The organism is Rhodopseudomonas palustris (assembly GCF_034479375.1).
Classification (GTDB): domain Bacteria; phylum Pseudomonadota; class Alphaproteobacteria; order Rhizobiales; family Xanthobacteraceae; genus Rhodopseudomonas; species Rhodopseudomonas palustris_M.
In genome coordinates this window covers 4,369,362-4,395,662 of record NZ_CP140155.1, presented here as the reverse complement: position 1 = coordinate 4,395,662, position 26,301 = coordinate 4,369,362, and the positions used below count along the sequence as shown (strand labels likewise).

26 protein-coding genes and 1 tRNA gene are annotated in these 26,301 nt (G+C 67.3%); 7 read left to right on the top strand and 20 right to left on the bottom strand.

The genetic code is table 11. The features are described from left to right. Nucleotides 1-88 precede the first annotated feature (88 nt). Nucleotides 89-391 (top strand): hypothetical protein, encoded by a 303-nt coding sequence (locus tag SR870_RS19875; protein WP_322515232.1) that lies wholly within the window; start codon nt 89-91, stop codon nt 389-391. Nucleotides 392-452: 61 nt separating this feature from the next. Continuing rightward, nucleotides 453-1,280, top strand: a complete 828-nt coding sequence (locus tag SR870_RS19870; RefSeq protein ID WP_322515231.1) for a methyltransferase domain-containing protein — start codon at nt 453-455, stop codon at nt 1,278-1,280. A 183-nt stretch (nt 1,281-1,463) separates the two neighbouring features. Here the strand turns inward: SR870_RS19870 and folD are convergent, their stop codons facing one another. From folD to SR870_RS19855, 3 genes are all read right to left on the bottom strand, one after another. Continuing rightward, the gene (gene folD, locus SR870_RS19865) at nt 1,464-2,351 is read right to left on the bottom strand and encodes a bifunctional methylenetetrahydrofolate dehydrogenase/methenyltetrahydrofolate cyclohydrolase FolD (RefSeq protein WP_322515230.1); all 888 of its coding nucleotides are present in this window, start codon (nt 2,349-2,351) and stop codon (nt 1,464-1,466) included. A 202-nt stretch (nt 2,352-2,553) separates the two neighbouring features. Next, nucleotides 2,554-2,877 (bottom strand): DUF167 domain-containing protein, encoded by a 324-nt coding sequence (locus SR870_RS19860; RefSeq protein WP_322515229.1) that lies wholly within the window; start codon nt 2,875-2,877, stop codon nt 2,554-2,556. A gap of 28 nt (nt 2,878-2,905) precedes the next feature. Further along, nucleotides 2,906-3,196, bottom strand: a complete 291-nt coding sequence (locus tag SR870_RS19855; RefSeq protein WP_322515228.1) for a YggT family protein — start codon at nt 3,194-3,196, stop codon at nt 2,906-2,908. 194 nt (nt 3,197-3,390) lie between these two features. Between SR870_RS19855 and SR870_RS19850 the strand changes: the two genes are divergently transcribed. Then, a tRNA-Ala gene (locus tag SR870_RS19850) sits at nt 3,391-3,466 on the top strand. Between the two features lie 362 nt (nt 3,467-3,828). On the opposite strand, the gene SR870_RS19845 is transcribed toward SR870_RS19850, so the two are convergent. The 6 genes from SR870_RS19845 to SR870_RS19820 form a co-directional block, all read right to left on the bottom strand. Further along, entirely contained in the window at nt 3,829-4,641 is an 813-nt protein-coding gene (locus tag SR870_RS19845) for an enoyl-CoA hydratase (RefSeq protein WP_322515227.1), read from the bottom strand. A 138-nt stretch (nt 4,642-4,779) separates the two neighbouring features. Then, nucleotides 4,780-5,583, bottom strand: a complete 804-nt coding sequence (locus SR870_RS19840) for a glutamine amidotransferase (protein ID WP_322515226.1) — start codon at nt 5,581-5,583, stop codon at nt 4,780-4,782. A gap of 131 nt (nt 5,584-5,714) precedes the next feature. Beyond that, a complete protein-coding gene (locus SR870_RS19835) occupies nt 5,715-6,494 on the bottom strand; it encodes an SDR family oxidoreductase (RefSeq protein WP_322515225.1) in 780 nt (259 codons plus the stop codon). A 203-nt stretch (nt 6,495-6,697) separates the two neighbouring features. Further along, on the bottom strand, nt 6,698-7,177 hold the full coding sequence (locus SR870_RS19830; RefSeq protein ID WP_322515224.1) for a TerB family tellurite resistance protein: 480 nt from the start codon (nt 7,175-7,177) through the stop codon (nt 6,698-6,700). A 124-nt stretch (nt 7,178-7,301) separates the two neighbouring features. Beyond that, the gene (locus SR870_RS19825; protein WP_322518323.1) at nt 7,302-8,711 is read right to left on the bottom strand and encodes an adenylate/guanylate cyclase domain-containing protein; all 1,410 of its coding nucleotides are present in this window, start codon (nt 8,709-8,711) and stop codon (nt 7,302-7,304) included. Between the two features lie 50 nt (nt 8,712-8,761). Beyond that, entirely contained in the window at nt 8,762-10,150 is a 1,389-nt protein-coding gene (locus tag SR870_RS19820) for a cytochrome P450 (RefSeq protein WP_322515223.1), read from the bottom strand. A gap of 289 nt (nt 10,151-10,439) precedes the next feature. Between SR870_RS19820 and SR870_RS19815 the strand changes: the two genes are divergently transcribed. Continuing rightward, nucleotides 10,440-12,128, top strand: coding sequence for an MFS transporter (locus SR870_RS19815; RefSeq protein ID WP_322515222.1), 1,689 nt, complete (start codon nt 10,440-10,442; stop codon nt 12,126-12,128). Nucleotides 12,129-12,137: 9 nt separating this feature from the next. Here SR870_RS19815 and SR870_RS19810 read toward each other — a convergent pair whose 3' ends face one another. The 4 genes from SR870_RS19810 to SR870_RS19795 all read right to left on the bottom strand — a co-directional run bounded on the left by SR870_RS19810 (nt 12,138) and on the right by SR870_RS19795 (nt 13,861). Next, complete coding sequence (locus SR870_RS19810; RefSeq protein ID WP_322515221.1) at nt 12,138-12,356, bottom strand: hypothetical protein; 219 nt, start codon at nt 12,354-12,356, stop codon at nt 12,138-12,140. A gap of 116 nt (nt 12,357-12,472) precedes the next feature. Then, nucleotides 12,473-12,814 carry a phasin family protein gene (locus SR870_RS19805; RefSeq protein ID WP_322515220.1) on the bottom strand — a complete coding sequence of 114 codons (342 nt, stop codon included), beginning with the start codon at nt 12,812-12,814 and terminating at the stop codon, nt 12,473-12,475. A gap of 217 nt (nt 12,815-13,031) precedes the next feature. After that, nucleotides 13,032-13,436: a hypothetical protein gene (locus tag SR870_RS19800; protein WP_322515219.1), complete on the bottom strand. Its 405-nt coding sequence runs from the start codon at nt 13,434-13,436 to the stop codon at nt 13,032-13,034. A gap of 80 nt (nt 13,437-13,516) precedes the next feature. Then, entirely contained in the window at nt 13,517-13,861 is a 345-nt protein-coding gene (locus tag SR870_RS19795; RefSeq protein ID WP_322518322.1) for a hypothetical protein, read from the bottom strand. A gap of 689 nt (nt 13,862-14,550) precedes the next feature. Between SR870_RS19795 and SR870_RS19790 the strand changes: the two genes are divergently transcribed. Next, entirely contained in the window at nt 14,551-15,474 is a 924-nt protein-coding gene (locus SR870_RS19790; RefSeq protein WP_322515218.1) for a PepSY-associated TM helix domain-containing protein, read from the top strand. A 120-nt stretch (nt 15,475-15,594) separates the two neighbouring features. Further along, a complete protein-coding gene (locus tag SR870_RS19785) occupies nt 15,595-16,005 on the top strand; it encodes a flagellar basal body rod protein FlgC (protein ID WP_322515217.1) in 411 nt (136 codons plus the stop codon). Between the two features lie 116 nt (nt 16,006-16,121). Here the strand turns inward: SR870_RS19785 and SR870_RS19780 are convergent, their stop codons facing one another. The 7 genes from SR870_RS19780 to SR870_RS19750 form a co-directional block, all read right to left on the bottom strand. Continuing rightward, entirely contained in the window at nt 16,122-17,180 is a 1,059-nt protein-coding gene (locus SR870_RS19780) for an ABC transporter ATP-binding protein (RefSeq protein ID WP_322515216.1), read from the bottom strand. Then, nucleotides 17,177-18,175: an ABC transporter ATP-binding protein gene (locus SR870_RS19775; RefSeq protein ID WP_322515215.1), complete on the bottom strand. Its 999-nt coding sequence runs from the start codon at nt 18,173-18,175 to the stop codon at nt 17,177-17,179. Before SR870_RS19775 ends, SR870_RS19780 begins: the two co-directional genes overlap by 4 nt. A 2-nt stretch (nt 18,176-18,177) precedes the next feature. Next, a complete protein-coding gene (locus SR870_RS19770) occupies nt 18,178-19,098 on the bottom strand; it encodes an ABC transporter permease (RefSeq protein ID WP_322515214.1) in 921 nt (306 codons plus the stop codon). Next, nucleotides 19,095-20,075: an ABC transporter permease gene (locus SR870_RS19765; protein WP_322515213.1), complete on the bottom strand. Its 981-nt coding sequence runs from the start codon at nt 20,073-20,075 to the stop codon at nt 19,095-19,097. The genes SR870_RS19770 and SR870_RS19765 overlap by 4 nt, the downstream gene beginning before the upstream one ends. A gap of 26 nt (nt 20,076-20,101) precedes the next feature. Further along, nucleotides 20,102-21,649: an ABC transporter substrate-binding protein gene (locus SR870_RS19760; protein ID WP_322515212.1), complete on the bottom strand. Its 1,548-nt coding sequence runs from the start codon at nt 21,647-21,649 to the stop codon at nt 20,102-20,104. A gap of 139 nt (nt 21,650-21,788) precedes the next feature. Then, nucleotides 21,789-22,745 carry a GTP-binding protein gene (locus SR870_RS19755; RefSeq protein ID WP_322515211.1) on the bottom strand — a complete coding sequence of 319 codons (957 nt, stop codon included), beginning with the start codon at nt 22,743-22,745 and terminating at the stop codon, nt 21,789-21,791. Further along, nucleotides 22,742-24,385 (bottom strand): amidohydrolase, encoded by a 1,644-nt coding sequence (locus tag SR870_RS19750; protein ID WP_322515210.1) that lies wholly within the window; start codon nt 24,383-24,385, stop codon nt 22,742-22,744. Before SR870_RS19750 ends, SR870_RS19755 begins: the two co-directional genes overlap by 4 nt. A gap of 216 nt (nt 24,386-24,601) precedes the next feature. Here SR870_RS19750 and SR870_RS19745 point away from each other — a divergent pair, with 216 nt between their 5' ends. Continuing rightward, nucleotides 24,602-26,185, top strand: coding sequence for a PLP-dependent aminotransferase family protein (locus SR870_RS19745; protein WP_322515209.1), 1,584 nt, complete (start codon nt 24,602-24,604; stop codon nt 26,183-26,185). The last annotated feature ends 116 nt before the right edge of the window (nt 26,186-26,301 follow it).

Sequence of the window (26,301 nt, the reverse complement as noted above, 5' to 3'; positions counted from 1 at the left end):
CGTTCCGCGTCAAGGAAAACAACCGGGTAGTGTCCGGCGCGGGAATGGCGCACAAGGGCGGCACGCGCCGCAACCCCGGGAGATCGCCGTGTCCGAGCCAGCCGACAAATCCGCCGAGGCCATCATCTACGTCGACATCCCGACCGCGCCGCACGTCTATTTCGACATCGCGCCGGCGCATGGCGTGATCGCCAACAATGTCGAAGTCGAACTCGCGACGCGGACGCTGAACCCGCTCGCCGACGGCTCGGTCGAGGTGAAGTTCGTCACCACCGCGCGGCTGCGTTGCAGCCAGGCCGGCGCGCTGCATCTGCGCAACGCGCTCGATGCGGTGCTGAAGATGTTCGAGGCTTCGCAGCAGAGCCCGGCCGCGGCCTCGAAGCTGAACTGAGCATGACCACGATGCCGGCGCGGCTCTTGCCGGGCGGCGTCCGTGACGCTAGCTGCCGGCCATGACCGACTCCACGCCCATTCTGTTCGATCGCCGCCTGCTCGCAGCGAGGCTGGCGCGCGCCGGCGCGCTCGGCCCCGCGCCGTTCCTGCTCGACCGCGTCACCGAGGAGATGGCCGAGCGGCTGCATGCGGTGCTACGCGAATTCAATGCGATCGCCGATATCTGGACGCCCGGCGCGGCGCTGCCGGCGGAGCGCTTTCCGGGCGTCGCGCATGTCGAGATCGATCCCACCGGCGACGAGGCGCTGCAGCTCGCGCCGGGCTCGCTCGATCTCGCGGTGTCGGCGCTGGCGCTGCAGTTTGCCAATGATCTGCCCGGCGTACTGGCGCAGATCCGCCGCGCGCTGAAGCCGGATGGGCTGCTGCTGGCGGCACTCACCGGCGGCGACACGCTGACCGAATTGCGCCAGGCGTTCGCGGCCGCCGAGGCCGAGATCGAAGGCGGCGTCTCGCCGCATGTCGCGCCCACCGCCGATCTGCGCGACCTCGGCGCGCTGCTGCAACGCGCCGGCTTCGCGCTGCCGGTCACCGATGTCGACCGCGTCGTGGTGCGCTACGACCACGCCTTCGCGCTGATGCAGGATCTGCGGCGGATGGGCGCCGGCAATGTGCTGATCGAGCGACGCCGCACGCCGCTACGCCGCGCCACGCTACTGCGGATGGCCAACATCTACGCCGAGCGCTTCGCCGACCCCGACGGCCGCATCCGCGCCACCTTCGAGATCATCTGGCTGTCCGGCTGGTCCCCGCACGAAAGCCAGCAGCAGCCGCTGAAGCCCGGCTCGGCGAAAGCCAGTTTGGCGGAGGCGGTGAAGGGCAAGCGCTGACGGATGCGATGTGGAGCACCGAAGTGGCTCCGTCGTTTCCGTCATTGCCGGGCTCGACCCGGCAATCCATCATCTTCGTGAAATTGCTTCTTTCGCGCGCTCCCGCGCGCGATGGATACGCGGGTCAAGCCCGCGTATGACGATTGCGGAGGCGGCGGCGTCAGCCGCAAAGGTCACGATCGATCAAACCGCCGGCTTCGGCAGACCGTGGATCGCGCTCGCGGCGCGGACGGTGTTGACCAAGAGGCACGCCACCGTCATCAGGCCGACGCCGCCCGGCACCGGCGTGATGGCGCCGGCGACTTCCTTGGCTTCCGCGAACGCAACGTCGCCGACCAGCTTGTCCTTGCCGCCGTCCGGCGACGGCGTGCGGTTGATGCCGACGTCGATCACGGTGGCGCCCGGCTTGATCCAGTCGCCCTTGACCATCTCGGGCCTGCCGACCGCGGCGAACACCAGATCGGCCTGGCGGCACAGCGCCGGCAGATCGCGCGAACGCGAATGCGCGATCGTCACCGTGGCGTTCTCGTTGAGCAGCAATTGCACCAGCGGCTTGCCGACCAGATTGGAGCGGCCGATCACGATGGCATTCATACCTTCCAGCGAGGCGTGGACCTGCTTGGCCATGATGATGCAGCCGAGCGGCGTGCACGGCGTCAGCGCGAACAGTCCCGAAGCCAGCCGGCCGGCATTGACCGGGTTGAGGCCGTCGACATCCTTGGCGGGGTCGATCGCATCGATCACCGCATTGCTGTCCAGCCCCTTCGGCAGCGGCAATTGCACCAGAATGCCGTGCACCGCCGGATCGGCGTTGAGCTGGCCGATCAGGGCCAGCAGCTCGGCCTGCGGCACGTCGGCCGGCAGCCGGTGCTCGAACGAGGCCATGCCGGCTTCCTGGGTCTGCTTGTGCTTGCTGCGGACATAGACCTCGGAGGCCGGGTCGCTGCCGACCAGCACCACCGCGAGCCCCGGCGTGATGCCGTGGTCGGCCTTGATCCGCGCCACTTCGGCGGCCACGCGGGCGCGCAGCTCGGCCGAGATGATTTTTCCGTCGATGATTTGCGCGGTCATGTCGTCCCCTTTGTTATTCCATCGATGCGCTTCGCCATCGGAAGCGCGCTCCCTCTCCCATGGGGAAAGGGTTGGGTTGAGGGCATACGGTCTATCTTTAGGCCGCAACCCCTCACCCGACCGGCTTCGCCGGTCGACCTCTCCCTATGGGAGAGGTGATGCATCGTGTGCGGAGGTGCTATTGCCCAACTTGGATGCCGAATCAATCCGGCTTTGGCGCGGTCAGTTTTCGCAATATCTCGCCGAGCTTGGTCGGATCGCCGTCGACCGCGATCTGCTTCTGCCGCGACGTCGCCCCCGACAGCAGCCGGACGTTGCGCTTCGGCACGCCGAGCGACTTCGCCAACAGCTCGATCACTGCCCGGTTGGCCTCGCCGCCGTCGGCGATGGCGCGAACCCGGACCTTCACCACCGGGCGGCCGTCCGACAATGTCTCCAGCCCGTCGATGTCGTCGCGCCCGCCGCGCGGCGTGACCCGCACCGCCACCGCAACGCCCTGAGTTGAATACCGCCAAGCCTCGGCCATGGAAACTCGGGCTCCGGCGGTCGGCGGCTCAGAACACCGAGGGGTAGATGTAATAGGTGATCACCCGCTGCAGGAACATGATCAGCAGGATCAGGATGATCGGAGAAATATCCAGCCCGCCGAGCGACGGCAGCAGCCTGCGGATCGGCCCCAGCAGCGGCTCGGTGATCCGGTACAGGAATTCCGACACCGCAGAAACGAACTGGTTGCGCGTGTTCACGACGTTGAAGGCGATCAGCCAGGACAGGATCGCCGAGGCGATCAACAGCCAGATGTACAGATCGAGAATGATGAGAACGATGTCGAGAATGGCGCGCATGGCGGTGGAAATCTCGCGGGTTCGAACGCGGAAGGGCTAGCCGTAAATATCGGTTCGTGCCCGTGCAAACAAGGGAACTCGCTGCAAATAAAGCCCGGTGCCGGCAATGCGGCACGTCCTTGACTTGGCCCGATCAGGCACTGTAAATGGCGGCGTTCGCTGACCGGCGCATGACAATGCCTGCCGGCCGCGGAGGGGCCATAGCTCAGCTGGGAGAGCGCGTCGTTCGCAATGACGAGGTCGGCGGTTCGATCCCGCCTGGCTCCACCACGCTTCGCCTGCGGCTTCGCGTGGCGCAGCCACGTGAAGGCGAAGACGAAGCGTGGTGCCCGGCGAAGCCCGTAGGGCGAAGACGGGCGCGTCGCTGGACGGCCCTGCGACCCGACATAATCCCAGCACCGACATTCTCCATCGCTTGTCGACCTCACATCGGGCACGATCCCATCCCTCATGGTGAGGAGGCGCGCAGCGCCGTCTCGAACCATGAGGCGGCACGGACTCGCCGCGGGCGGGCACTCGCGGCCCATCCTTCGAGACGCCCGGCGTCGCCCTTCGGGCTTTGCCGGGCTCCTCAGGATGACGTCTTTGTGTGTGTTCGAGCTGTCAGGAGACAGTGACGACGACCAACGCCCTCACACGCTCCGGAACTGCGGCGGGCGTTTTTCGACGAAGCTGGCGACGCCTTCCTTGAAGTCGTCGCTGCCGAGCGAGACCATCATGTCGCGGTTGGCCTCGATCGTCGCCTCGGCGAGCGTCTGGAACGGCACCTCGTAGAGCTGCCGCTTGATCACCCGCATCGACGCCGGCGAAACGTTGTCGGCGAGATCGCGGGCGTACGCATAGGTCTGCTCGCGGAGTTGCTCGGCCGGATACAGCCGGTTGACCAGCCCGATCCGCAGCGCCTCCTCGGCCGAAACCCGCCGCGCCGACAGCAGCAGATCGAGCGCATTGGCGTGGCCGACGATTCGCGGCAGCATCCAGGAGATGCCGTGCTCGGCGATCAGTCCGCGTCGCGCGAAGGCGGTGGTGAACACCGCGCTGTCGGCGGCGAAGCGGACGTCGCAATACAGCGCGTGCACCAGGCCGATGCCGGCGGTGGCGCCGTTCAGCATGCCGATGATCGGCTTGCCGATCGCCGGATAGAACGCGTAGCGGGTCTGCCAATCGGCCCGGCGGTTCATGTCGAACGGCGGCAGGCTCGAGGCGCGGCGCACGTCGGACGGCTCGATGGTCTGCAGCACCTGCATGTCGGCGCCGGCGCAGAAGCCGCGGCCCGCGCCGGTCAGCACGATGACGCGGACCTCGCTGTCGGCTGCCGCCGCTTCCATCGCCTCGCGCACCTCGCGCTCCATCACCGGCGTCCACGCATTCATCCGGTCCGGCCGGTTCAGCGTGATCGTCGCGATCCTGTCGGTGACATCATAGAGGATGTCCTGGGTGCTCATCGGCGTGTCTCCCTTTTTTGCTTTTTGTTGCGCCCTTCCCGGGCATTCTCGATGCGGCAGTGCGCTGGCGCGCTCTGCCCGGCAGGAGAGTAGCAAGCCGATCCCGAGGATGGAAACAATCGGGGTGATCGCGGAGCGTTATTCGGCGGCTTCGCGCAGCGGCATCGCCGGCAGAGCGACCGGGGTCCGCGCCAGCCAGTGATCGAGGAATTCCGCGAGCCAGGCGCGCTCGAAGGCGTCGTGCAGCGCGCGGTCGGCGAAATGATCGCGGCGCGGCCGGGCGCCCGGCAATTCCAGCCGCTCGTGGCCCCTGGTGGTCCAGCGATGCAGCATCGCCAGGGTGACGTCCGGATGGAACTGCAGGCCGTAGGCGCTGCCAGTGCGGATCGCCTGGACCGGAAAGTCGCCGCCCTCCGCCAGCAGTTCGGCGCCGGCCGGCAGATCGAAGCCCTCGCAGTGCCAGTGATACACCTGCCGCGGCCATTGCGCGCACATTGCACGGCCGGCCGCGGTCGGGCGGATGTCGTAATAGCCGATCTCGGCGCGGCCCCCGGGATGCGGCGAGACTCTGGCGCCGAGCTGCGCCGCCAGCATCTGGGCGCCGAGACAGATTCCGAGAAACGGCCGGTCTTCCTTCAGCGGCACGGAAATCCACGCGATCTCGCGGCGGATATAGTCGTCGGGATCGTTGGCGCTCATCGGGCCGCCGAACATCACCACGCCGGCGTGGCCGTCGAGCGTATCCGGAAGCGGATCGCCGAAGCGCGGCCGGCGGATGTCGAGCGGATGCCCCAAGGCACGCAGTGCGTTGCCGACCCGGCCGGGCGTCGAGGTCTCCTGATGCAGCACCATCAGCACGGGCCGGGTGTCCGCCGCCTGGCCGGCGGGCTGCAGCTTGGGCGAAGCAATCCGGGAGAAGTCGTCAATCGGTCGCAGGAGCATGGCGTCTCGAAGCTGGCGGATCGATCAGGATCGTCGCACCGCCGTGCAATTGCCTCGACGGATTGAAGTTTCTCAGTCGCCAGTTACTAAAGCAAGCTCCGGGCCAGAATTATGGCCGGGCCCGCCCGTCCTCAGCGCTGCCGCTGCTGATAGCCGCCAACCGCGGCGAGAATGAAGCCGCGCGGAAAGAACCGCAGCAGGAACGGCACGATCTTGATGCCGATGCCCGGCAGCACCAGCCGCCGGTTGTTCATCAGCCCCTGATAGCCTTGGCGGGCGACCTCGGCCGGCGAGACGTTGAGCACCGCCGAATCGAAGCCCGGTTCGAAGCCGGCCCGCGACTGGAACTCGGTCGGCACCGGCCCCGGGCAGATCGCCGTGACCCGGACGCCCTTCTTGCCGAGTTCCTGATGCAGCGCCTCGCTCAGCGACAGCACATAGGCCTTGGAGGCGTAGTACACCGCCATGCCCGGCCCCGGCAGGAAGCTGGCGATCGAGGCGACGTTGAGGATGCCGCCGCGCAGTTTCGCGACGCTGTCGGCGAAGCGCAGCGACAGGTCGGTCAGCGCGCGGATATTGACGTCGATAATGCCGAGCTGGTCCTCGCGGTCGATCTCCGCGGCACGGCCGAACAGCCCGTAGCCGGCATTGTTGACCAGATACTCCACCTCGACGCCGGCCGCGGCCAGCCGGGCCACGATCTCGTCGACGGCTTCGGGCTTCGCCAGATCGCAGGCGATGATGATCGGCTCCGGGCCGCCCTTGGCGGTGATCTCGGCGGCCAACGCCTCGAGCCGATCGGCGCGCCGCGCCACCAAGGCTACTCTGTGAGCATTTGCCGCGAAAATGCGCGCCAGCTCCGCACCGATCCCCGCCGATGCCCCGGTAATCAACGTCACGCGTTCAGTCACGATGAAGGACTCTTGAGTTGAGAGGCCGGATGACCCCCGGATCATCACTAGGCCTAATGCAAGATGCAAGCAGCGTGCAAGGCAATTGGCGGCCAGGGTTCCGATCATCGGGCGCCTGACGCCCCGTCTCGCGGCCAGAACCAGATCGAAGCCGCCGATCATGACAGTTCAGAAACAAGTAGTGCCCGCAAGACTGCCCGGGCTTAGTTCGCCGGATCGGTTTCCGATTGCTGCGCGGCGACCTGGCGCTTGAGATTGACGCGGTCGCGCGACGACACTGCGAGCAGATCGGCAGCGCGCCACACCACGTTCTCCTCGAATTCGGTGACCTGGCCGTCCGCGAATACCAGCTCCCACATCATCTCGACGATCCGCAGCCGGCCCTGCTCATTCACCGAGCGCATGATGACGCTGGTGAAATTATACAGATCGACCGCCTCGCCCTCGGCCAGCGTCGCCGAGGCGATCAGTCTGGCGGCGGTGGTCGAATCCAGGTCGAAACGAGTCTCGAGCAGCTTGTGCAGCTTGCTGCGTTCGACCTCGGAGGGTTCGCCGTCGAGCGAGATGACGTGAATCAGCAGCGCCGTGGCGGCCAGCCGGTAGCCGCCGTCGTCGAAGATCAGTTCGTCCGGCGCGGTCGGCGAGACGACGTCGGAGATGAATTGGCGCAGTTTATCCAGCATCGGCTTCGAACTCTCGGCGACGAGGGGGCTAACTCAGGTTCGTTTGATGGCGCGGAATCGTAACGTTGGCAATCGGACCGGGTTCCGGCAGGGTTCATGACGGTTCGGCAATGTCACCGATCCGTTAAGAGATCTCATAGACCGGCACCTTGTCGGCGATACCGCGTAGCGCCGCATGCTTTTCGATCGGCGTGATCGCCTCGCGGTCGAGGATCGCGGTGACCGCCGGCGTGTCGATCACCGCACCGGTGAGGTGGATCGCCTGCGTGCTCGCGAGGCCGAGAACGCGCGCGGCGATGTTGACGGTCTGGCCGAAATAATCCTGCCGCTCGTTCAGCATCACCGCGAGGCAGGGGCCTTCGTGAATGCCGATCTTCACCACCAGATCGCGCGTACCCCGCTCTTCGTTGAGCGCATCCATCGCCTTGCGCATCCGCAATGCCGCGGCGAGCGCGTGGTCGGGGCGGTTGAAGGTCGCCATCACCGCGTCGCCGATGGTCTTCACCACCGCGCCCTTCTCGGCGGCGATGATCTCGAGCAGCGCGCGGAAATGCGCCCGCACCAGATCGAACGCCGCGAGGTCGCCGACGCGCTGATACAACGCGGTCGAGCCCTTGAGATCGGTGAACAGGAAGGTCAGCGAGGTGATCTTCAGCCGCTGGTCGGGGCTGAGATTGTCGGCCTTGAACACGTCGCGGAAGGTCTGGTTGGTCAGCATTCGCTTGGCGGTGAGGATCGGCTTGCGCTTGCCGAGCAGCGTATGCAGCGCGTCGGCGGCGACCCACACCGCCGGCAACACCCGCTTGTCCGCATTGTTGGTCAGCGACAGTCGCAGCGGACCCGGCCGCATCGACAATGTCGGCGTCAGCGGGTGCTGGCGCTCGAAATTCAGCGCCACCGACTGCACCTCGGCGCTGGGCTCTCCGGCGACATCGATGAACTGCGCCGAATGCGTCACCGGCTCGAATACGATGATGAACTCGCCCGGCAGATCGAGCGTCAGTTCGGTGGTCTCGCCCGGCTGCAACGCCGCGGCGCCCAGCGTGTCCTGGTCGGACAGCCGCGCCAGCACGTCCTCGTCGAGCTCGATGCCGGAGCTCCAGAACATCTGCCTTGTGTAGTCCCACAGCGGCAGGCTGTCGGGATCGTGCGCGCCGATCCGCCGGATGCTCGGACTGACGGTGAAGGCGGCCTCGACCTGATCGTCGACCGACGCCTCGTAGGCTTTGGCGCACAGCGCGCAGGTGTATTCGTCGTGCCGCAGCGCCTTCAGCGACGGATGGCTGTCGAGCACGCCGCTGCAGCCCGGGCACAGCACGTTCCAGCTCATGTCGAACAGACCGAGCTGGGCCGCATGCAGAAACCCGGCGATCACCTTCTCCTCGTCGAGGCCGGTCCGCGTGGCGAATTCCAGCACGTTGATGCGGTTGAGCTCGCTGTCGACGCCATCGGCGATCAGATGCGCGATGGCGTCGACGACGGGAGCCTCGGTCGTCTGCCGCAGCACTGCGTAGAGAGGTCGGATATCGGTCATGGCCTTCATTTAGGTCACGTCTCGATGTCGGCCAAATGAAGCCTTTTTGATCACCGCCGCGTGAGCCGGAACAGCGGCGACCGATCGGGCTGGGTGGTGACGATGCCGATCGGCATCACCGGGGCGGTGTCGATCAGTTCGATCCGGAACGCACCGACGATCCGCGCCAGCGCCAGCGTCGCCTCGACCAGCGCGAAATGCGCCCCGATGCAGATCCGCGGCCCGACGCCGAACGGCAGATAGGCGAAGCGATCCGGCGGCGGCGCGCCCGGCAGGAAGCGCGACGGCATGAAGGCGCCGGGATTGTCCCACAGCTTCTCGTGCCGGTGCAGCAGCCACGGCGCGATCAGAACGACGTCGCGCCGGCGGATGGCGTGGCCGGCGACGCTGTCGGGCCCGGCCGCCTCGCGCGCGATCAGGAACGCCGGCGGATACAGCCGCAGCGTCTCGTCGAGCACCGCGCGAGTGAACGGCAATTGCTCGAGCGCGGGGGTCCCGGCGGTGCCGGCACCGCGCGCTTCGTCGGCGAGGTTGTCCTGCGTCTGCGGATCGAGCGCCAGCAGATACAGCGCCCAGAACAGCGCGGTCGCGGTGGTCTCGTGGCCGGCGAGGATCATGGTGGCGACCTGATCGCCGAGCTGATCGTCGGAGAACGCCTCAAAGGTCTCGGGATCGCGCGCCGCGACCATCAGATCGAACAGATCGCGCGGCGGCGCGCCCTCCGCCTTGCCGGCGGCGCGGCGGGCGGCGATCAGTTCGCCGACGAATTTGGTCCAGCGCCGGCGGAACAACGCCCGCGAAATATCCTGCGGCGTCGGCCAGCCGAGCGGCAGCAGCAGGTCGAGAAATCGCGGGCTCGCGAGTCTGGTGCCGTACTCGATGACGTAATCGCGCAGCGCCTTGCCGTGGCTGCCCATCCCGAACGAGAACATCGTCCGCCCGGCGATCTCCAGCGCCAGATGCTGCATCTTCTCGCGCAGGTCGACCGGCGCGCCGGCGCTGTCGCGCAGCTCGGCGACGGTCTCCTCGGTCGCCGATATCATATGCGGCACCAGCGTGCCGACCGCGCGCGGCGTGAACGCCGGCGCCAGCGTGCGGCGCTGATGTTTCCAGGCGCGGCCCTGCGCCAGCAGCAGGCCTTCGCCGAGCATCGGCTGCAGCACGCGGATGCCGGTCGCGGTCCGCGTGTAGTTCTCGTCATTGTCGACCAGCACATGCCGGATCGCATCCGGCGTATTGAGAATGTAGCTGGCGTGGTTGAAGAACCGGCCCTTGACGATATCGTCCTGATAGGCGCGAGCGCCCCAGCTCGCGATCGCGTTGCGGCGGATCGCCGCGAGCCGGCCGAGCGCGGAGATGTCGTCCGGCGCGCGCGGCGGCGCAGGCGGCACCAGCGGCGCGCGGCGGTCGTCGACGTCGTAGACTTCGGCGATGCTCACAGGGGGCTCTCCTCGTTCCGGTTTCTCGGTCTCGGTTCCTCGTCTCTCAAGCTAGGGAGCGAACCGGGCCGAGGGAAGGCCGGCCGGCCTAATCGGTCAGTTCGGCCACCGTGACGCGGTTCTCCGTCAGCGGCCACGCCGGCCACGATTCACTTCTCGTTGAACCGGCCGGGCGCAGCGTCGGCCTACGTTGGCACTGGACAGGCCCGGAGCTTCGCAGGCATCACTGCAACAAGCTCCGGCAATCGGCGCGGTGCGGCGAGGATAACGTGCGAAGGGAACGGCTTTGATGACGGGCGGCTCGAAGCGAGGCGCGTTCTCCGCCGGCGGCGTCGCGGCGCCGCTGCGCTATGCGCTGTTCCGCCGGATCTGGCTGGCGAGCCTGTTGTCCAATCTCGGCCTGATGATCAACGGCGTCGGCGCCGCCTGGGCGATGACCCAGATGACCTCCTCGGCCGACAAGGTGGCGCTGGTGCAGACCGCCCTGATGCTGCCGATCATGCTGGTGGCGATGCCGGCCGGGGCGATCGCCGACATGTACGACCGCCGTCTGGTCGGGATGGCTTCGCTGACGCTCGGCCTCGGCGGCGCGACGATGCTGTCGGTGCTGGCGCATCTCGGCCTGGTGACGCCGGAGATCCTGCTCGCCTTCTGCTTCGTGATCGGCACCGGCATGGCGCTGTTCGGCCCGGCCTGGCAGGCCTCGGTCAGCGAGCAGGTGCCGGGCGAGGCGCTGCCCGCGGCGGTGACGCTGAACGGCATCAGCTACAACATCGCCCGCAGCTTCGGCCCGGCGGTCGGCGGCGTCGTGGTGGCGACCGCCGGCGCGGTCGCGGCGTTCGCGGCCAATGCGGTGCTGTATCTGCCGCTGCTGGTGGTGCTGTTCCTGTGGCGGCGGGTGAGCGAGCCGCCGCGGCTGCCGCCGGAGCGGATGAACCGCGCGATCGTCACCGGCGTGCGCTACATCGCCAACTCGCCGTCGATCCGCATCGTGCTGGCGCGGACGCTGATCACCGGCATCGCCGGCTCGTCGGTGCTGGCGCTGATGCCGCTGGTGGCGCGCGATCTGCTCGGCAGCGGCGCCGAGACCTACGGCATTCTGCTCGGCGCGTTCGGCGTCGGCGCGGTGATCGGCGCGCTCTATGTCGGGATGGTGCGCCAGCGCCTGAGCAGCGAGGCCGCGATCCGCGGCTGTGCGCTGATCATGGGGGTGGCGATGGCGGCGATCGCGCTGAGCCGCTGGTCGCTGCTCACCGCCGCGGCGCTGGTGGTGGCCGGCGCGGTGTGGATGCTGGCGATCGCGCTGTTCAACATCGGCGTGCAATTGTCGGCGCCGCGCTGGGTGGCGGGCCGCTCGCTGGCCGCGTTCCAGGCCTCGATCGCCGGCGGCGTCGCGATCGGAAGCTGGGTCTGGGGCCATGTCGCCGACCTGTCCGGCGTCGCGCCGTCCTTGCTGATTTCGGCCGGCGCGATGTTCGTCTCGCCGCTGCTCGGATTGCTGCTGCGGATGCCGTCGGTCGGCAAACAGATTGAGGACGCCGATCTTCTGGCCGACCCGGAAGTACGGCTGGCGCTGACGCCGCGCAGCGGACCGCTGGTGGTCGAGATCGAGTACCGGGTCGATCAGGACGATGCCCGGACGTTTCACGGCGTGATGCAGCAGGTGCAGCTCAGCCGGCAGCGCAACGGCGCCTATGGCTGGTCGATCGCGCGCGACATCGCCGATCCGGAACTGTGGACCGAACGCTATCACTGCCCGACCTGGCTGGACTATCTGCGCCAGCGCAACCGTTCGACCCAGCAGGACCGCGAGCTGCATCAGCGCGCCATGGCGTTCCATCGCGGCCCGGACCCGATCCGGGTCCGCCGCATGCTGGAGCGACCGTTCGGATCGGTGCGCTGGAAGGACGATTCGCCCGATCGCGCCACCGGCACCGAGGTGCTGCCGGTCGCCGGCGTCAGCGGCGGCTCGACCTGAACGGCCTTGCTACTGGCCGTGGTCCGCCAGCACCTTGGCGCAGGTCTTGCTCAGTCGCGCGCGGTTCTTTTGCAGGCAGGCGAGGATCGCGCCGTCGCCCTGGTCCATCACCGCGCGGCAGAACCGCGAGACGTCACGGCCGCAGCCCGGATCGGGGCGGCCGGACTGCGCCTGCGCTGCCGACACGAGCAGCAGCAGGGCAGCGAAGGTCACGACTGATTTCAGCATGGCGCCTGTCCAAATGCGTGAACGAGTTGCACGGAGCATCCAGCAAGCCGGGCGGGCCGGTTTGGTTCCGGCCGCGCTCCCGGGCGCGTCAATCGGCGGCGCGGCGCCCGAACGGACTAACCGTCGCGCGGTACGATCACCGTCGGCTTGGTCATCTCGACCACGTCCTTGGCCTGATCGGTCAGCACCCGGAACTGGGTCTGCAGAAATTCGGTCTGGATCCGGACGACGTCCTGGAAATCCTTGGCGTGCAGCAACTGTTCGGAGAAATCGAAGGTCGCCTGGACGTTGCGTTCGACATAGCCCTTCAGCGTGTTGGCCTGGCTGCTCGTTCCCATCGGAGACACCGACAGGCTCTTTTCGATGAACTGCAGATAGTTGTTCATCGCGCCGCGCGCCTGTTCGAGGTTCTTCGACATCATGTTCAGGATGACGTCGGATGAGTCCTTGTCTGCCATCGCAATCTCCTCGGGCCGCAACGCCGTTGCTGTTGTACTGTCGTATTGATCTACAAATCGCACGCCCCGTCCAGTGGCGGCGCGAGGCGTTTGAGAAAATGGCTAATCGAAAACCTGCTGCGAGCGGAGCAAGCCGAACATCATCCTGAGGCGAGCGCCTCGGGATGACGTTCGCGACGCCCGGGCGGGCGATCGCAACCGGGTGCCCGCGCGCGACTTAGTTGAACCGCGCCCGATCGAGCTGATCGACGTTTTTCTGCGCCCGGTAGATCTCGGTGACGTACCAGGCCAGCACGACCAGCGTCGCGATCCGCACCACCGACACCGGCAGCATCAGGCTGAATGCGACGATCAGCAGCGCCACCGCGGCGGCCTTCACCACCTTCACCCGATCGCCGAAGATCGGATAGAACCAGACCTTGTTCTCCTCGGCCCAGAACGGCGGCTTGACGCGGTTGAGGCCGTAGCGCGCCCAGGTGTCCTTGAAGCCGAGCTCGTAGGCCCAGACCAGATACAGCGTGACCCAGAACGACAGGAAAGCGACGACGACGGACATCGGTCCGGCGGCGAAGCCGATGACGATCAGCACCGCGACGGCGAGTGCGACGAACCAGTTTTGCATCGGTTTGACCCTTGATACTGCAGAGGGCTCCGCGTCGGACGCCCGACCGCGCAGCCCCCTTTGAGAAGTGCCGGCGGCGCTTATTTGCGGGCGCAGGACACCACGATGGCCGTCGAGGACGGGCCGCAGCTCGCGGTGATCTGTCCGTTCTCGATCAGAAGATTGTCGCTGAATTTCGCGCCGGTGGAGCCGATGCAGATCGCCGAGATCAGCGCCTCGTCGGCTTCGCAGGTGGTCGGGCAGCCGTTCGCCGGACATGACGACGACGTCACGGTGCGAAATGCCGGGGGCGGCGGCGGAGCGACCGGAGTCGCCGCGATGGCCGGTTCGATCAGCATGCCGCGCGGACCGCCGATGCGATCACTGACCGCGAATGCAGCGACAAGGGCGACGGAGCCCAGCAGGATCATCGTTGAGGAGCGCATACTACCTCCATACCAGTTGGTTTTGCACGATTCCGATCTTAACTGCAGCATCGTAGCAACACTCGGGAATTTCAACAGGGACAAGTTTAATCAGACTAAATGCCGGGCGAATGAAGCCGCGCGGACGCACGCGAAAGACGCGACGGAGCATGGCGGCGTGCGCACGCGAATTGCCTCGCAGGCCCTGCACCCGGCACGATACCAACGTCTATCGGTCTGGCAAAACGGGCGTATTTCGGACACGGCGGGCGGTGACGCGAACCCGCCGGCCGGCGTGGTCGCGACCGCAGCGCGGAACTTGCCTGCGACATCGAACTAATGGGACCTCGTCGCAGACAGCGCTCACCGAGGCGCCGTTGTCAGTTAGTTCGACATGCCTCGTCCGGGACATTCCGGACAAATCATTGCGATGCACGCAGATGATTCGCCGCAACGCACATCGGCGCGACCAAGTGATTCGCGCGTGGCCCGAACGCCGCGTCCGATTCGTCGACGGCGCGCGCGATCGCACGGCCTCGGGAGCCATGATGATTTCACACGCCTGGCAAGCGGTCCGGCGTTTTGTCAGCGGCCCGATAGGTTGGCGGCGCTAAACCCATTCGGCAGAGCATTGGGACGCGGCAGCAGCGGATCGGAACCGCGACGCGCCGGCCCCCTCGCTCGCGCCATCGCTGAAGATTGGATATCCGATGAACAACGCCCTGCTCCTCAAGCTGCACCGCTGGACCACTTTGGTGTTCGCGCTGCCGCTGATCGCGATCATCTTCACCGGGCTGATCCTGTCGGTCGAACCGATCATCCAGAGCCGTGGCCTGCCCGCCGGCATGGTCGACGCCGAGCGTATCACCGGCCTGCTGCAGCGCCACGACCCCGCCGGCAAGGCGCGTGGTCTGGCGATCAACGCCAGCGGACAGCAGATGCGCCTGATGGGCGTCAACGCGCCGGCGATCGACCTCGCCACCGGCGAAGCCGCGACGGCGTCCGATCCGCTCGGCGATGTGCTGCTGTGGGCGCGGCGCACCCATGAGCGGCTGCTCGGATACGAGTGGCTGGTGATTTCCTCGACCATCGCGCTGGTCGTGGTGATGGCCATCGGCATCCTGATGGGCCTGCCGCGGCTGCGCAACAGCCTCGCCGGCTGGCACAAGGGAGCGGCCTGGTTCACGCTGCCGCTGTTGCTGCTGAGCCCGATCACCGGCCTGTTTCTCGCGTTCGGACTGACGCTGCAGAGCGCCCCGCCGCCGGCGGCGGCCCGGGCTCCGCTGCCGCTCGCCGACGCCGTCCGCGCGGTCGCGCAGTCGCACGACGTCGCGCATCTGGCGATGATCGCCAATCGCGGCGGTCGGCTGATGGCGCGGATCTACGAAGGCGGCGAACTGCGCGCCTACGGCTTCAGCGCGGACGGCGTCGCGCCGCTGCCGCGCAACTGGCCACGGCTGCTGCACGAGGGCAATTGGTCGGCGCTGATCTCGGGGGCGCTCAACGTGATCGTCTCGGTGGCGCTGTTCGGCCTGCTGGTCTCCGGCGTGGTGCTGTGGGCGCGCCGCAAACTTCGCCGCCGTCCGCAGCCGGCGCAGACGGCGCCCGGCACGACCGCGGCCGGAGCCGCCTGATCGGCCGGCCAGCGATGGCTGACGGCGGCTTAACGGGATCGCTCGCATTGTCGGCGCGCGGTGAACGGATCGTTGCGCGGGGCGCGTTAGGTTTCCCGGCCCCAACGCTGCGAGTGCGCCATGTCCAGCATTTCCGCGATCGCCGTGTCCGGCCTGAAGGCCACGACCAGGCGGCTCGAAGTCTCCGCCAGCAACGTCGCCAATCAGCAGTCCACGGGGACGCTGCCGGCGGCGAACGGCACGGTGCCGGCCGGCGCGCCGCAGGCCTACAAGCCGCTGCAGGTGGTCCAGACCGCCGTCCCGGGGAGCGGCACGCAGACCAGCGTCACCACGACGACGCCCGGCACGATCGCGGTCTCCGATCCGCAGGCGCCGTTCGCCGATGAAAACGGCATGGTGGCCGCGCCGAATGTCGATCTGGCGCAGGAACTGATCGGCCAGATGGTCGCCAAATACAGCTACACCGCGAATCTCGCGACGCTGAAAGCCGACCGCGACATGACCAAGGCGCTGCTCGACGCCACGGCGTAGTCGTCAATCCGGGTCCGTCATTGCGAGGAGCGCAGCGACGAAGCAATCCAGCCGCGTCGCGTGCGGCCACTGGATTGCTTCGCTTCGCTCGCAATGACGATGTGGATCCGTTGTAGCTAACCGATCGGCCCGCTGGCGACGCGCGGCGTGAAGTCCGGCACGCCGAGTTCATCCTTGCGATGGCACGCGACGTAGTGCTCGGGACCGGTGGCGTCGAGGAACGGCAATTCCTCGCGGCAGCGCTCGATCGCGAACGGGCAGCGCTGCGCGAACCGGCAGCCGGGCGGCGGATCGACCGGCGACGGCGGCTCGCCCTTGACCAGATATCTCGCCTTGAGTTCGTCGCGCAGCGGCCCGGGCGGCACCGCGGCCGACACCAGCGACCAGGTGTAGGGATGCCGCGGCCCGGTGAACAGCGCCGAGGCCGGCGCCTGCTCGGCGATCTTGCCGAGATACATCACGGCGATCTCGTCGCAGAATTGCTGGATCACGCCGAGGTCGTGCGAGATGAAGATGTAGGTCAGCCCGCGCTCGCGCTGCAGCTTCTTCAGCAGGTTCAGAATCTGCGCCTGGATCGCGACGTCGAGCGCCGAGACCGCCTCGTCGCAGACGATCAGTTCGGGTTCGGGCGCCAGCGCGCGGGCGATGCACAGCCGCTGGCGCTGGCCGCCGGAGAACTGATGCGGAAACAGGTCGGCGGCCTCGGGCGGCAACCCGACCTCGGCCAGCAATTGCCGCACCCGCTCGTCGCGTTCGCGGCTGGTGCCGATCTGCAGCAGATCGAGCGGCTCGCGGATCTGGTCGCCGGCGCGGCGGCGCGGATCGAGCGCCGAGAACGGATCCTGAAACACGATCTGCACATGCCGGCGCACCTGCCGCAGCGGCTCGCCGCTGAGCGGCATGATGTCCTCACCGCGGAACACGATCTGGCCCGAGGTCGACGGCACCAGCCGCATGATCGCCTGCGCGGTGGTCGACTTGCCCGAGCCGCTCTCGCCCACGATGCCGAACGTGGTGCCGCGCCGGACCCGGAAGCTGACGCCGTCGACGGCGTGGACGAAGGACGGCTTGCCCCACGGCCGCTTCCGCCCGGTGCGGAAATGCACCACGAGGTCGTTGACGTCGAGCAGATAGGGGCTGGCGTCGTCGGGCCGCAGGTCTTCGTGAATCATCATGCCGCGATCTCCTCGGCGCGCCAGCACGACACCGCGTGCCCGGTCGAGACCGCGTCGAGCGGCGGCTGCGGCCGCGACCGGCAGACGTCGCGGGCATTGGCGCACCGTGGCAGGAAGGCGCAGTCCGGCCCGCGCTGCCCGAGCGACGGCACCATGCCGGGGATCTCGCCGAGATCGATCCATTGCGGCGGCTTGGCCACGCCGACCGCGAGATGCGGCACGCAGGCGAGCAGTCCGCGGGTGTAGGGATGGCGCGGCGCGGCGGCGATCTCGTGCGACGGCCCGGTCTCGATGCAGCGGCCGGCATACAGCACGGCGATGTCGTCGGCGAGTTCGGCGACCGCGCCGAGATCGTGGGTGATCAGCACGATCGCGGTCTCGGTCTCGTCCTGCAGCTTGGCCAGCAGATCGAAGATCTGCGCCTGCACGGTGACGTCGAGCGCGGTGGTGGGCTCGTCGGCGATCAGGAGCTTCGGCTTGCAGGCCAGCGCCATCGCGATCATCACCCGCTGCCGCATCCCGCCGGAGAGTTGATGCGGATAGGCCTTGGCGCGCTGCTCGGCGGCCGGGATCTGCACCGCCTTGAGGAACTGCACGGCCTGCTCGCCGGCGTCCTTGCGGCTCATCCGGCGGTGATAATACAGCACCTCGGCGATCTGGTCGCCGACGGTGTAGAGCGGATTGAGCGCGGTCATCGGCTCCTGGAACACCATCGACATCGCGTCGCCGCGCAGCGCGCGCATCCGCTTGTTGCGCACCGCCAGCACGTCCTCGCCCTCGAGCAGAACGCGCCCGCCGGTGATGACGAAGCCTTCCGGCAACAGCCGCATGATCGCCAGCGCGGTCATGCTCTTGCCGCAGCCGCTCTCGCCGACCAGCGCGATGGTGCGGCCCTTGTCGATCGTGAACGACAGATTCTCCAGCACCGGGACCAGGTCGCCGTCGCGATTGGTCATGCTGACGCTGAGCTTGTCGACTTCGAGTACCGGCGCCATCGTCACCTCCGTCGCAGCCGCGGATTGACCGCATCGTTGATGCCGTCGCCGACCAGGCTGATCGCCAGCACCGACAGGAAGATCGCGGCGCCCGGGAAGGTCACCGCCCACCAGGCGTCGAGCACGTAGTTGCGGTTCTGGCCGATCATCAGGCCCCAGCTCATGGTGTTGGGGTCGCCGAGGCCGAGGAAGCTCAGCCCGCCCTCGAACAGGATCGCGACGCCGATCGCCAGCGTCGCCGACACGATGATCGGCGGCAGCGCGTTGGGCAGCACCACCCGCAGGATCAGATGCAGATTGCCGGCGCCGGCGGCGCGCGACGCCTTGATGAAATCGAGATCGCGCAGCCGCATGAATTCCGCGCGCGTCAGCCGCGCCGCCGAGGTCCAGCTCACCGCGCCGATCGCCAGCGTGATGGTCAGCAGCTTCGGCCCGAACAGCGTCACCAGCACCATCGCGAACAATAGCGGCGGCAGCACCTGGAAGAACTCGGCGATCTTCACCAGCAGGCTGTCGATCCAGCCGCCGAAGAAGCCCGCCAGCGAGCCGACCGTCACGCCGATGGCGATGGTGATCAGCGCCGCCACGGCGCCGACCGTGAGCGTTGCGCGGCCGCCATAGACCAGCCCCGCCAGCACGTCGCGGCCGAGATAGTCGGTGCCGAGCCACGCATCGGCGGACGGCGGCGTGAACGGCAGGCCGACGATCTCCAGCGGGTCGAGCGGATAGATCCACGGCCCGAACAGTGTCCCCGACACCAGCACGATCAGCAGCACCGCACCGGCGACGCCGGACGGGCTCTTCAGGAATTGACGAAACGCGGCAGCGGCCGGCGACACCGCTTTGGCGGCGGGCAATGCGCCCGTCGCGGCGGGCGGCGTCGTGGTCTGCGCCACGATCAGCGTCTGGTCGAGCGTGCTCATCGGGCCCCCGCGCGGATACGTGGATCGACCAGGCGATACACCAGGTCGGTGATGATGTTGGCGGCGATCACCATCACCGCGGAGAAGAACAGCACCGCCATCAGCGTCGGATAGTCGCGGCGCAGGATCGAGTCGAATACCAGCCGCCCCATGCCCGGCCAACTGAACACGGTCTCGACCAGCACCGCGCCGGCGAACAGATTGCCGAACTGCAGGCCGACCACGGTGACGATCGGGATCAGCGCGTTGCGCAGCGCGTGCTTGAAGATCACCACGCGTTCCGGCAGGCCCTTGGCGCGGGCGGTGCGGACGTAGTCCGCCGACAGCACGTCGATCATATTGACGCGCGCCAGCCGGGAATATTGCGCGATGAACACCAGCGCCAGCGTCAGCGACGGCAGCACCAGATGGGTCGCGACGTCGCGCACATAGGCGAAGCCGGTCTTGGGATTGACGACGTCGGCCATGCCGCTGACCGGCAGCACCGGCCACACCGAGCCGAACAGCAGCAGCAGCATCAGGCCGGTCCAGAAGATCGGCGCCGCATAGCCGGTCAGCGACAGCACCGTGACGACGTGGCTGAGCAGCCCGTTCGGGCGGCGGGCGCTGACCACGCCGAGCAGCGTGCCGATCACCACCGCGGTGAGCAGCGACGACAGCGCCAGATACAACGACGCCGGCAGCCGCTGTCCGATCAGGCCCAGCACGGGCTGGTTGAAGTAATAGGAATAGCCGAAGTCGCCGTGGGCGACCTTGCCGAGATATGTGAAGAGCTGCTGCAACAGGCTGTCGTCGAGACCGTATTTGGCGCGCAGGTCGGCGATCACTTCCGCCGACGCCCCACCCATCTCTCCGGCGATCACCTGCACCGGATCGCCCGGTGCAAGATGGATCAGGCAGAAATTCAGCACCAGCACCGCGAGCAGCAGCGCCGCGGCGTTGGCGAGTTTTCCGAAAAGATGGGTGAGGAGTGTCATGGTGTTGTCTGTCTACCCGGTTGGGTTCAGGTCTTCGGCGGAGTGACCCAGTGCAGTTCGTCGAGTGGCGAGACGACGCCCCAGATCGTGGTCGGCAGCCCGCCGAGGCCGTTGGCGAAGGCGTTGTGGAACGGCACGGCATTGATGAAGAATACCGGCACCTCGTCGACGACGATCTTCTGGAACTCGGAATACAGCGCCTTGCGTTTCTCCGGCGAGGTCTCCACAGCCGCCTTGCCGAGGATCTCGTCGACCTTCGGGTTGGAATATTGCTGGGTGTTCGACCAGATGATGCCCTTGCGGATGTTCGAGGTCAGATAGGTCCGGTCGACGCCGATCACCGGATCGGCCCAGTTGTAGACCGAGTCCATCGTCAGATCGAAATCGAAATTCGAGACCCGCTGCGCCCAGGTCGGGAAGTCGGGTGCGGCGCGGACTTCGAGGTTGAGGCCGACGCGCTTCAGCGCCGAGCGCATATATTCGGCGACGTTGCGCTGCTGCTCGTCGCTGCCTGGGAGGTAGTCGATCGTCAGCGTGGCGCGGACGCCGTTGCCGTCCGGCTTCAGCCCGGCCTCGTCGAGCAGCTTGTTGGCCTTGGCGATGTCCAGCTTGTAGAGCTGGACGTTCTTCTCCTCGAGCGGCGAGCCCGGCGCGATCGGCCCGGTCGACGGCATCGCCTTGCCGCCCATCAGCTTGTTGACGATGAAGTCGCGATTAGCCGCGTAGGCGATCGCCTGGCGGACCCGGACGTCGTCGAGCGGCTTCTTCTTGGTGTTGAAGGCGAGCCAGTTCAGCGCACCGAGACCGGCGAAGCCCTTGTCGGTGACCACGATGTTCTTCGATTTCTGCAAACGGTCGATATCGCGCACGCCGGTGACGAACGGCACAGCGTGCACCTCGCCGCGTTCAGCCGAGACCATCAGCGCGTTCGGATCCGAGATCAGCCGCACCACGATCTTGTCGAGCTTCGGGCGGCCCGGGATGAAGAACTTGTCGAATTTCTCCAGCGTGTAGTATTCGCCCTGCTTGTATTCGGCGAGCTTGTAGGGGCCGGAGCCGACCGGCTTGAGGTTGGCCGGATGCGACTTGACGTCCTGGCCGTCGCCGTAGACGTGCTTCGGCAGGATCGGCATCAGCGCCGGCGACATTGCCAGCAGCAGCGCCGGATGCGGATGCGACAGCTTGATCACCGCGGTCTTCGGGTCGGGCGTCTCCACCATGTCGACCGCGGCCAGCATGGTCTTGAACGGGTGGTTCGCCTTGATCGTCATGATCGAGAACGCGACGTCCTCGGAGGTCACCGGCTTGCCGTCGTGAAACACGGCGTCGTCCACCAGCTTCAGCGTGATCGACAGGCCGTCCGGCGCGACCTCCCAGGATTTGGCGAGATAAGGCTGCGGCTTCCAGTTTTCGTCGAAGCGCAGCGGGCTGGCGAAGATCTGGGTGCTCGGCAGCGCGGTGGCGATGCCCGACTGCACCGCGCCGTTGAAGTGCCGCGGCACCTGCGTGGAGCCGATCACCAGCGTGCCGCCGCCGGCCTGCTGCGCGCGCAGATCGGCCGGCAGGCCGAGCATCGCCAAGCCTCCGAGGGAGCCGATAACAAAGGTTCGCTTCGTCAACATCATGGATTTCAACTCCGCTGTGAAGGTTCGAGGGCGAGGACGGTCGATGCGCACGGCGTACGCATCGGCAAAGCAACGGGTCGTGCGGCGCTCATGACGAAGCTCCGGCCGCGAGCGCGCGATCGAGAATCGCGTCGAGCACCGCCGGCTCCGGCAGATCGCTGGTGCCGACGCCGACCAGCACGATGCCCGGCGATTCCGGCTGGTCCGGCGCGGGCGGCGTCAGCGACCATGCCCGGTCGACCATCTGAAACACCTTCGCGCCGGCCTCGCCGTCGAGCCGGCACGAGCCCTTCAGCCGCAGCAGTTCGGGCGGCAGCGCCGCCAACGCGCCGGCGATCCGGTCGCGATCGAACGCGCCGTCGCGGCGATAGGCCCAGCTCCGGAACGCGGCGCCGTGGTCGCTGGGCGCAGCGTCGGGCGAGTCGGCGCGAAACGCCGACATGGCAGCGCCCGCGTCGAGCGACGCCAGCGTCGGCAATGATCCACGCGACGTGTCGATGATGCGCAGGCCGGGCTTCAGCGCCAGCAGCGCGGCGCGCGCCGCGGCGAGCGCGTCGGCGTCGACCAGATCGCTCTTGTTCAGCAGCACGACGTCGCACTGCGCGAACTGGCCGCGCACGGTGTCGCCGACACGAACATCGTCGATCAGTTGCGCGATCCGGCTGGCATCGGCCAAGACGACGACGCGGTCGAGCCGCAAGCTCGGCTCGATCAGCGCGATCTCGGCGATCTTCCACGGATCGCCGACGCCCGAGGCCTCGATCACGATGCGCTCGAACGGCACCTCGGCGTCGAGCACCTTGCACATCGTGTCGATGAAGCCGGTGCCGATGCTGCAGCAGATGCAGCCGTTGGTCAGCGTCATCGTGCTGCCGTCGTGGCTCGCAATCAGCGTCGCGTCGACGTTGATCTCGCCGAAATCATTGACCAGCACCGCGGTGCGCGGGCTGCCGGTGGCGAGCAGATGATTGACGAATGTGGTTTTGCCAGCGCCGAGAAAGCCGCCGATCACTGTGACTGGAGTGGTCGCGGACGGTCTCGTCATGCCCGGGGCGCCTCCCGGACGACGCCGCCCACCACGGTGCCCCAGATCGCGATATCCTTCAACCGCTCCGGCGCCACTTCCAAAGGGTGGTCTTCGAGCACGACGAAATCGGCGAACTTGCCGGTCTCGATGCTGCCGACCAGATGATCCATCTTCAGCGTATAGGCCGCCCCGATGGTGATCGCCGCGAGCGCCTGCTCCACGGTCAGCGCCTCGGTGTCGCGGCCGAGCACGCGACCACCGGAAGTGACGCGATTGACCGCGCACCACGCCGTGAACAGCGGCGCCAGCGGCGTCACCGGCGCGTCCGAATGGATCGCGAACGGCACGCCGATGCGCTGCGCCGTGCCGGTGGCATCCAGCCGCGCGGCGCGCTCCGGGCCCATCGTCAGTTCGTAATGCGAGTCGCCCCAGTAGTAGACGTGGTTGGCGAACAAATTGGCGCAGACGCCGAGCGCCTTCATCCGCCGGAATTGCGCGGCGTCGGCCATCTGGCAGTGCTGCAGCGTGTGGCGATGGTCCGGCCGCGGCGTTTCGATCTGCGCCGCCTCGATGGCGTCGAGCGCGAGCTCGGTGGCTTCGTCGCCATTGGTGTGGATGTGGAGCTGGATGCCGGCGCGGTGATACGCGCCGACGATCCGCGGCAGTTCCTCGGGCGCGATGTACCACAGCCCGTTGGCGGCGCCGTTGTGATAGCCGGGCCAGCGCAGCCGCGCGGTGAAGCCCTGGATCGAGCCGTCGACCACCAGCTTGACGATGCCGTAATGCAGTTTGTCGTTGCCGCCTTCGCGCAGCGCCGCGATCTTGGCGACGCCCTGCTCCGGCGTGTGCGACACCGCCGCCAGCGCCGGAACTAATCGCATCCCGAAATCCGCGGCTTCGGTCGCGGTGCGATACACATCGACGGTCTGGTCGGACATGTCGTTGTGCAGATCGGTGACCGTGGTGACGCCCTGCACGCAGCACGAGGCCGCGTAGCGCGCGACGTCTGCGGCGGTGATGTTGCCGGTCTGCGGATTGTTGCCGAGCGAACGAAACAGCCGCATCCGCGCCGGGATGCCCTGCAGTTCGCCGCTGGCGAGACCGTCGGCGCCGGCGACGACGCCGGAAATGTTGGTGGCGTGCAGCAGTTCGGCGCGTTCCAGCGTCGTGGTGTTGACGTTGTTGATGTGGAACGAGGCGTGGACAACGATCACCGGCCGCGTCGTCGAGACCCGGTCGAGATCGTGCCGCGTCAGCATCTTGCCGCCGATATGCAGCGGATCGAAGCCCCACGCGAACAGCGGCGCGTTCGGCTCCTGCAATTGAGCTTCGGCCTGCTGCAGCCGCGCCACGATGGCGTCGATATCGGCGACGCCGGCCACGATGCGGCCTTCCGGCGAGCGGCGGTCGAACGCGCCGATATAGGGAAGCTGCCACATCAGGCCTTCCATGATGTGGCTGTGGCCCTCGACGAAGCCCGGCATCAGCACCTTGTCGGCGAAGCGATCGTCGAGCCGCGCACCGCCGGCACACAGTTCGTCCGCCGTGCCGGTCGCGACGATCCGGCCGTCTCGCACCGCAACATGCGTAGCAGTCGGACGCGACGGGTTCATCGTGATGATGCTACGGGCCGAATAGACGACGGTATCGTGGTTCACGCTGCTGAGCCTTTCGAACTTGCATTTGCGAGCGTGAAGCGAACCACCCGGCCGCACTAGCGCCAGATGCCCCGCACGAATGGAGCCAGCGCCATCCGCCCAGCGCTGGGCTCGATGGCAGACTTCTTGCTTCTAAATCTCAAACCGACATACTCGGATTTCCGGCTTCCAACGGATCCGCGGCGCTGACAGGTTATATCGACAGGTTATATCGTCTTGGGAAAGCTCGCACAGCTCACTTATCAGGACGCCGCCCGCAACGGCGCGCTTGATCGTTCGGCAAATGCCTCGTCGAATGCCGCATCATTAGGCAATAGCGACACGCTGTTCTGGGGCGCCTTATTCCGCGGAATGGATCGCGGCGGCTCGTTTCTGCAACTGCAGATCCGCCAGATCATCGTCACCGCGATCGAGGATGGCCGGCTGCCGCTCGGGATGCGGATGCCGTCGAGCCGCGATCTCGCCGCGGTGCTCAAGGTGTCGCGCAACACCGTGGTGATCGCCTACGAGCAACTTGTCGACCAGAACTTCCTGGTGTCGCGGCAGCGCAGCGGCTACTTCGTCGCCGGCCTGTCGAAGAAGATCGCATCCGGCGCCGGCAAGCCCGCCGAAGCGGCGAGCCGCGACGATGCGCATTGGGCCGCGCGCTACGCGGTGCAGCCGTCTGCGCACCGCAACATCGTCAAGCCCGCCGACTGGCAGGCGCAGCCCTACCCTTTCATCTTCGGCCAGTTCGATCCCAGCCTGTTTCCGACCAACGACTGGCGTGAATCCGCGCGCGCCGCGTTGAGCGTTCCCGAAATCAACAACTGGGCGCGCGACCTGATCGACGGCGACGATCCGGCGCTGATCGAACAGTTGCAGCTCCAGGTGCTGCCGCGACGCGGCATCCACGCGCGCTCCGACGAGATCATGATGACGATCGGCGCGCAGCACGCGCTGTATCTGATCGCGACGCTGTTCATCAACGAGCGCACCCGCGTCGGCATCGAGGAGCCGGGCTATCCCGACGCGCGCAATATCTTCCGGATGCTGACGCCCGACGTCGTGCCGCTCGCCTCCGACGCCCAGGGGCTGCTGCCGGACGAGCGTTTTCAAAGCTGCGCGCTGGCCTATGTCACCGCCAGCCATCAATGCCCGACCGCGACGGTGATGCCGCTGCAGCGGCGGCTTGAGCTACTCAAGGCCGCCGAGACCGGCGACGTCGTGCTGGTCGAGGACGATTACGAGGGCGAACTGATGCCGGAGGCGGCGACGCTGCCGCCGCTGAAGAGCCTCGATCACGCCAGCAACGTGCTTTATGTCGGCAGCCTGTCGAAGGCGCTGGCGCCCGGCCTGCGGCTCGGCTACGTCGTGGCGCCGGCGCCGGTGATCCGCGAATTGCGGGCGCTGCGGCGGCTGATGCTGCGCCACCCGCCGCTGAACAACCAGCGCGTCGCCGCGCTGTTCATCGGCCTCGGGCACTATCGCTCGCACCTCGCCCAGGTCGGCCGCGTGCTGCTGGAGCGCGCCAGGATGCTCGACCGGCTGCTGCCGAAATATCTGCCGGACTGCAGCTTCTCGCGCGGACCGGGCAGCACCAATTACTGGATCACCTGTCCGCCGGGCACCGACACCACCGCGCTGGCGCGGGAAGCGCTGGCGCAGGGCGTGGTGATCGAGCCGGGCGCGGTGTTCTCGATGGACGAGACCGCCAGCCGGCATTGCTTCCGGCTCGGCTTCTCCTCGATCCGCACCGACCGCATCGAGGTCGGCATCGAGCGGCTCGGCCAGGTGATCGCGCGGCATCTGAACAATTAAGTCGTCATGGCCGGGCTCGTCCCGGCCATCCACGTCTTCTACTGCGACTGCGATCGCAAGGCGTGGATGCCCGGGACAAGCCCGGGCACGACGGCGTCGGTGGAGCGTGCGAAGGA

Bases quoted from the DNA above. Each gene is read 5' to 3' on its own strand.
- SR870_RS19870 (WP_322515231.1), top strand. From the start codon at position 453: ATGACCGACTCCACGCCCATTCTGTTCGATCGCCGCCTGCTCGCAGCG.
- folD (WP_322515230.1), bottom strand. From the start codon at position 2,351: ATGACCGCGCAAATCATCGACGGAAAAATCATCTCGGCCGAGCTGCGC.
- SR870_RS19860 (WP_322515229.1), bottom strand. From the start codon at position 2,877: ATGGCCGAGGCTTGGCGGTATTCAACTCAGGGCGTTGCGGTGGCGGTG.
- SR870_RS19855 (WP_322515228.1), bottom strand. From the start codon at position 3,196: ATGCGCGCCATTCTCGACATCGTTCTCATCATTCTCGATCTGTACATC.
- SR870_RS19845 (WP_322515227.1), bottom strand. From the start codon at position 4,641: ATGAGCACCCAGGACATCCTCTATGATGTCACCGACAGGATCGCGACG.
- SR870_RS19840 (WP_322515226.1), bottom strand. From the start codon at position 5,583: ATGCTCCTGCGACCGATTGACGACTTCTCCCGGATTGCTTCGCCCAAG.
- SR870_RS19830 (WP_322515224.1), bottom strand. From the start codon at position 7,177: ATGCTGGATAAACTGCGCCAATTCATCTCCGACGTCGTCTCGCCGACC.
- SR870_RS19825 (WP_322518323.1), bottom strand. From the start codon at position 8,711: ATGACCGATATCCGACCTCTCTACGCAGTGCTGCGGCAGACGACCGAG.
- SR870_RS19815 (WP_322515222.1), top strand. From the start codon at position 10,440: ATGACGGGCGGCTCGAAGCGAGGCGCGTTCTCCGCCGGCGGCGTCGCG.
- SR870_RS19810 (WP_322515221.1), bottom strand. From the start codon at position 12,356: ATGCTGAAATCAGTCGTGACCTTCGCTGCCCTGCTGCTGCTCGTGTCG.
- SR870_RS19805 (WP_322515220.1), bottom strand. From the start codon at position 12,814: ATGGCAGACAAGGACTCATCCGACGTCATCCTGAACATGATGTCGAAG.
- SR870_RS19800 (WP_322515219.1), bottom strand. From the start codon at position 13,436: ATGCAAAACTGGTTCGTCGCACTCGCCGTCGCGGTGCTGATCGTCATC.
- SR870_RS19795 (WP_322518322.1), bottom strand. From the start codon at position 13,861: ATGCGCTCCTCAACGATGATCCTGCTGGGCTCCGTCGCCCTTGTCGCT.
- SR870_RS19790 (WP_322515218.1), top strand. From the start codon at position 14,551: ATGAACAACGCCCTGCTCCTCAAGCTGCACCGCTGGACCACTTTGGTG.
- SR870_RS19785 (WP_322515217.1), top strand. From the start codon at position 15,595: ATGTCCAGCATTTCCGCGATCGCCGTGTCCGGCCTGAAGGCCACGACC.
- SR870_RS19780 (WP_322515216.1), bottom strand. From the start codon at position 17,180: ATGATGATTCACGAAGACCTGCGGCCCGACGACGCCAGCCCCTATCTG.
- SR870_RS19775 (WP_322515215.1), bottom strand. From the start codon at position 18,175: ATGGCGCCGGTACTCGAAGTCGACAAGCTCAGCGTCAGCATGACCAAT.
- SR870_RS19770 (WP_322515214.1), bottom strand. From the start codon at position 19,098: ATGAGCACGCTCGACCAGACGCTGATCGTGGCGCAGACCACGACGCCG.
- SR870_RS19765 (WP_322515213.1), bottom strand. From the start codon at position 20,075: ATGACACTCCTCACCCATCTTTTCGGAAAACTCGCCAACGCCGCGGCG.
- SR870_RS19760 (WP_322515212.1), bottom strand. From the start codon at position 21,649: ATGCTCGGCCTGCCGGCCGATCTGCGCGCGCAGCAGGCCGGCGGCGGC.
- SR870_RS19755 (WP_322515211.1), bottom strand. From the start codon at position 22,745: ATGACGAGACCGTCCGCGACCACTCCAGTCACAGTGATCGGCGGCTTT.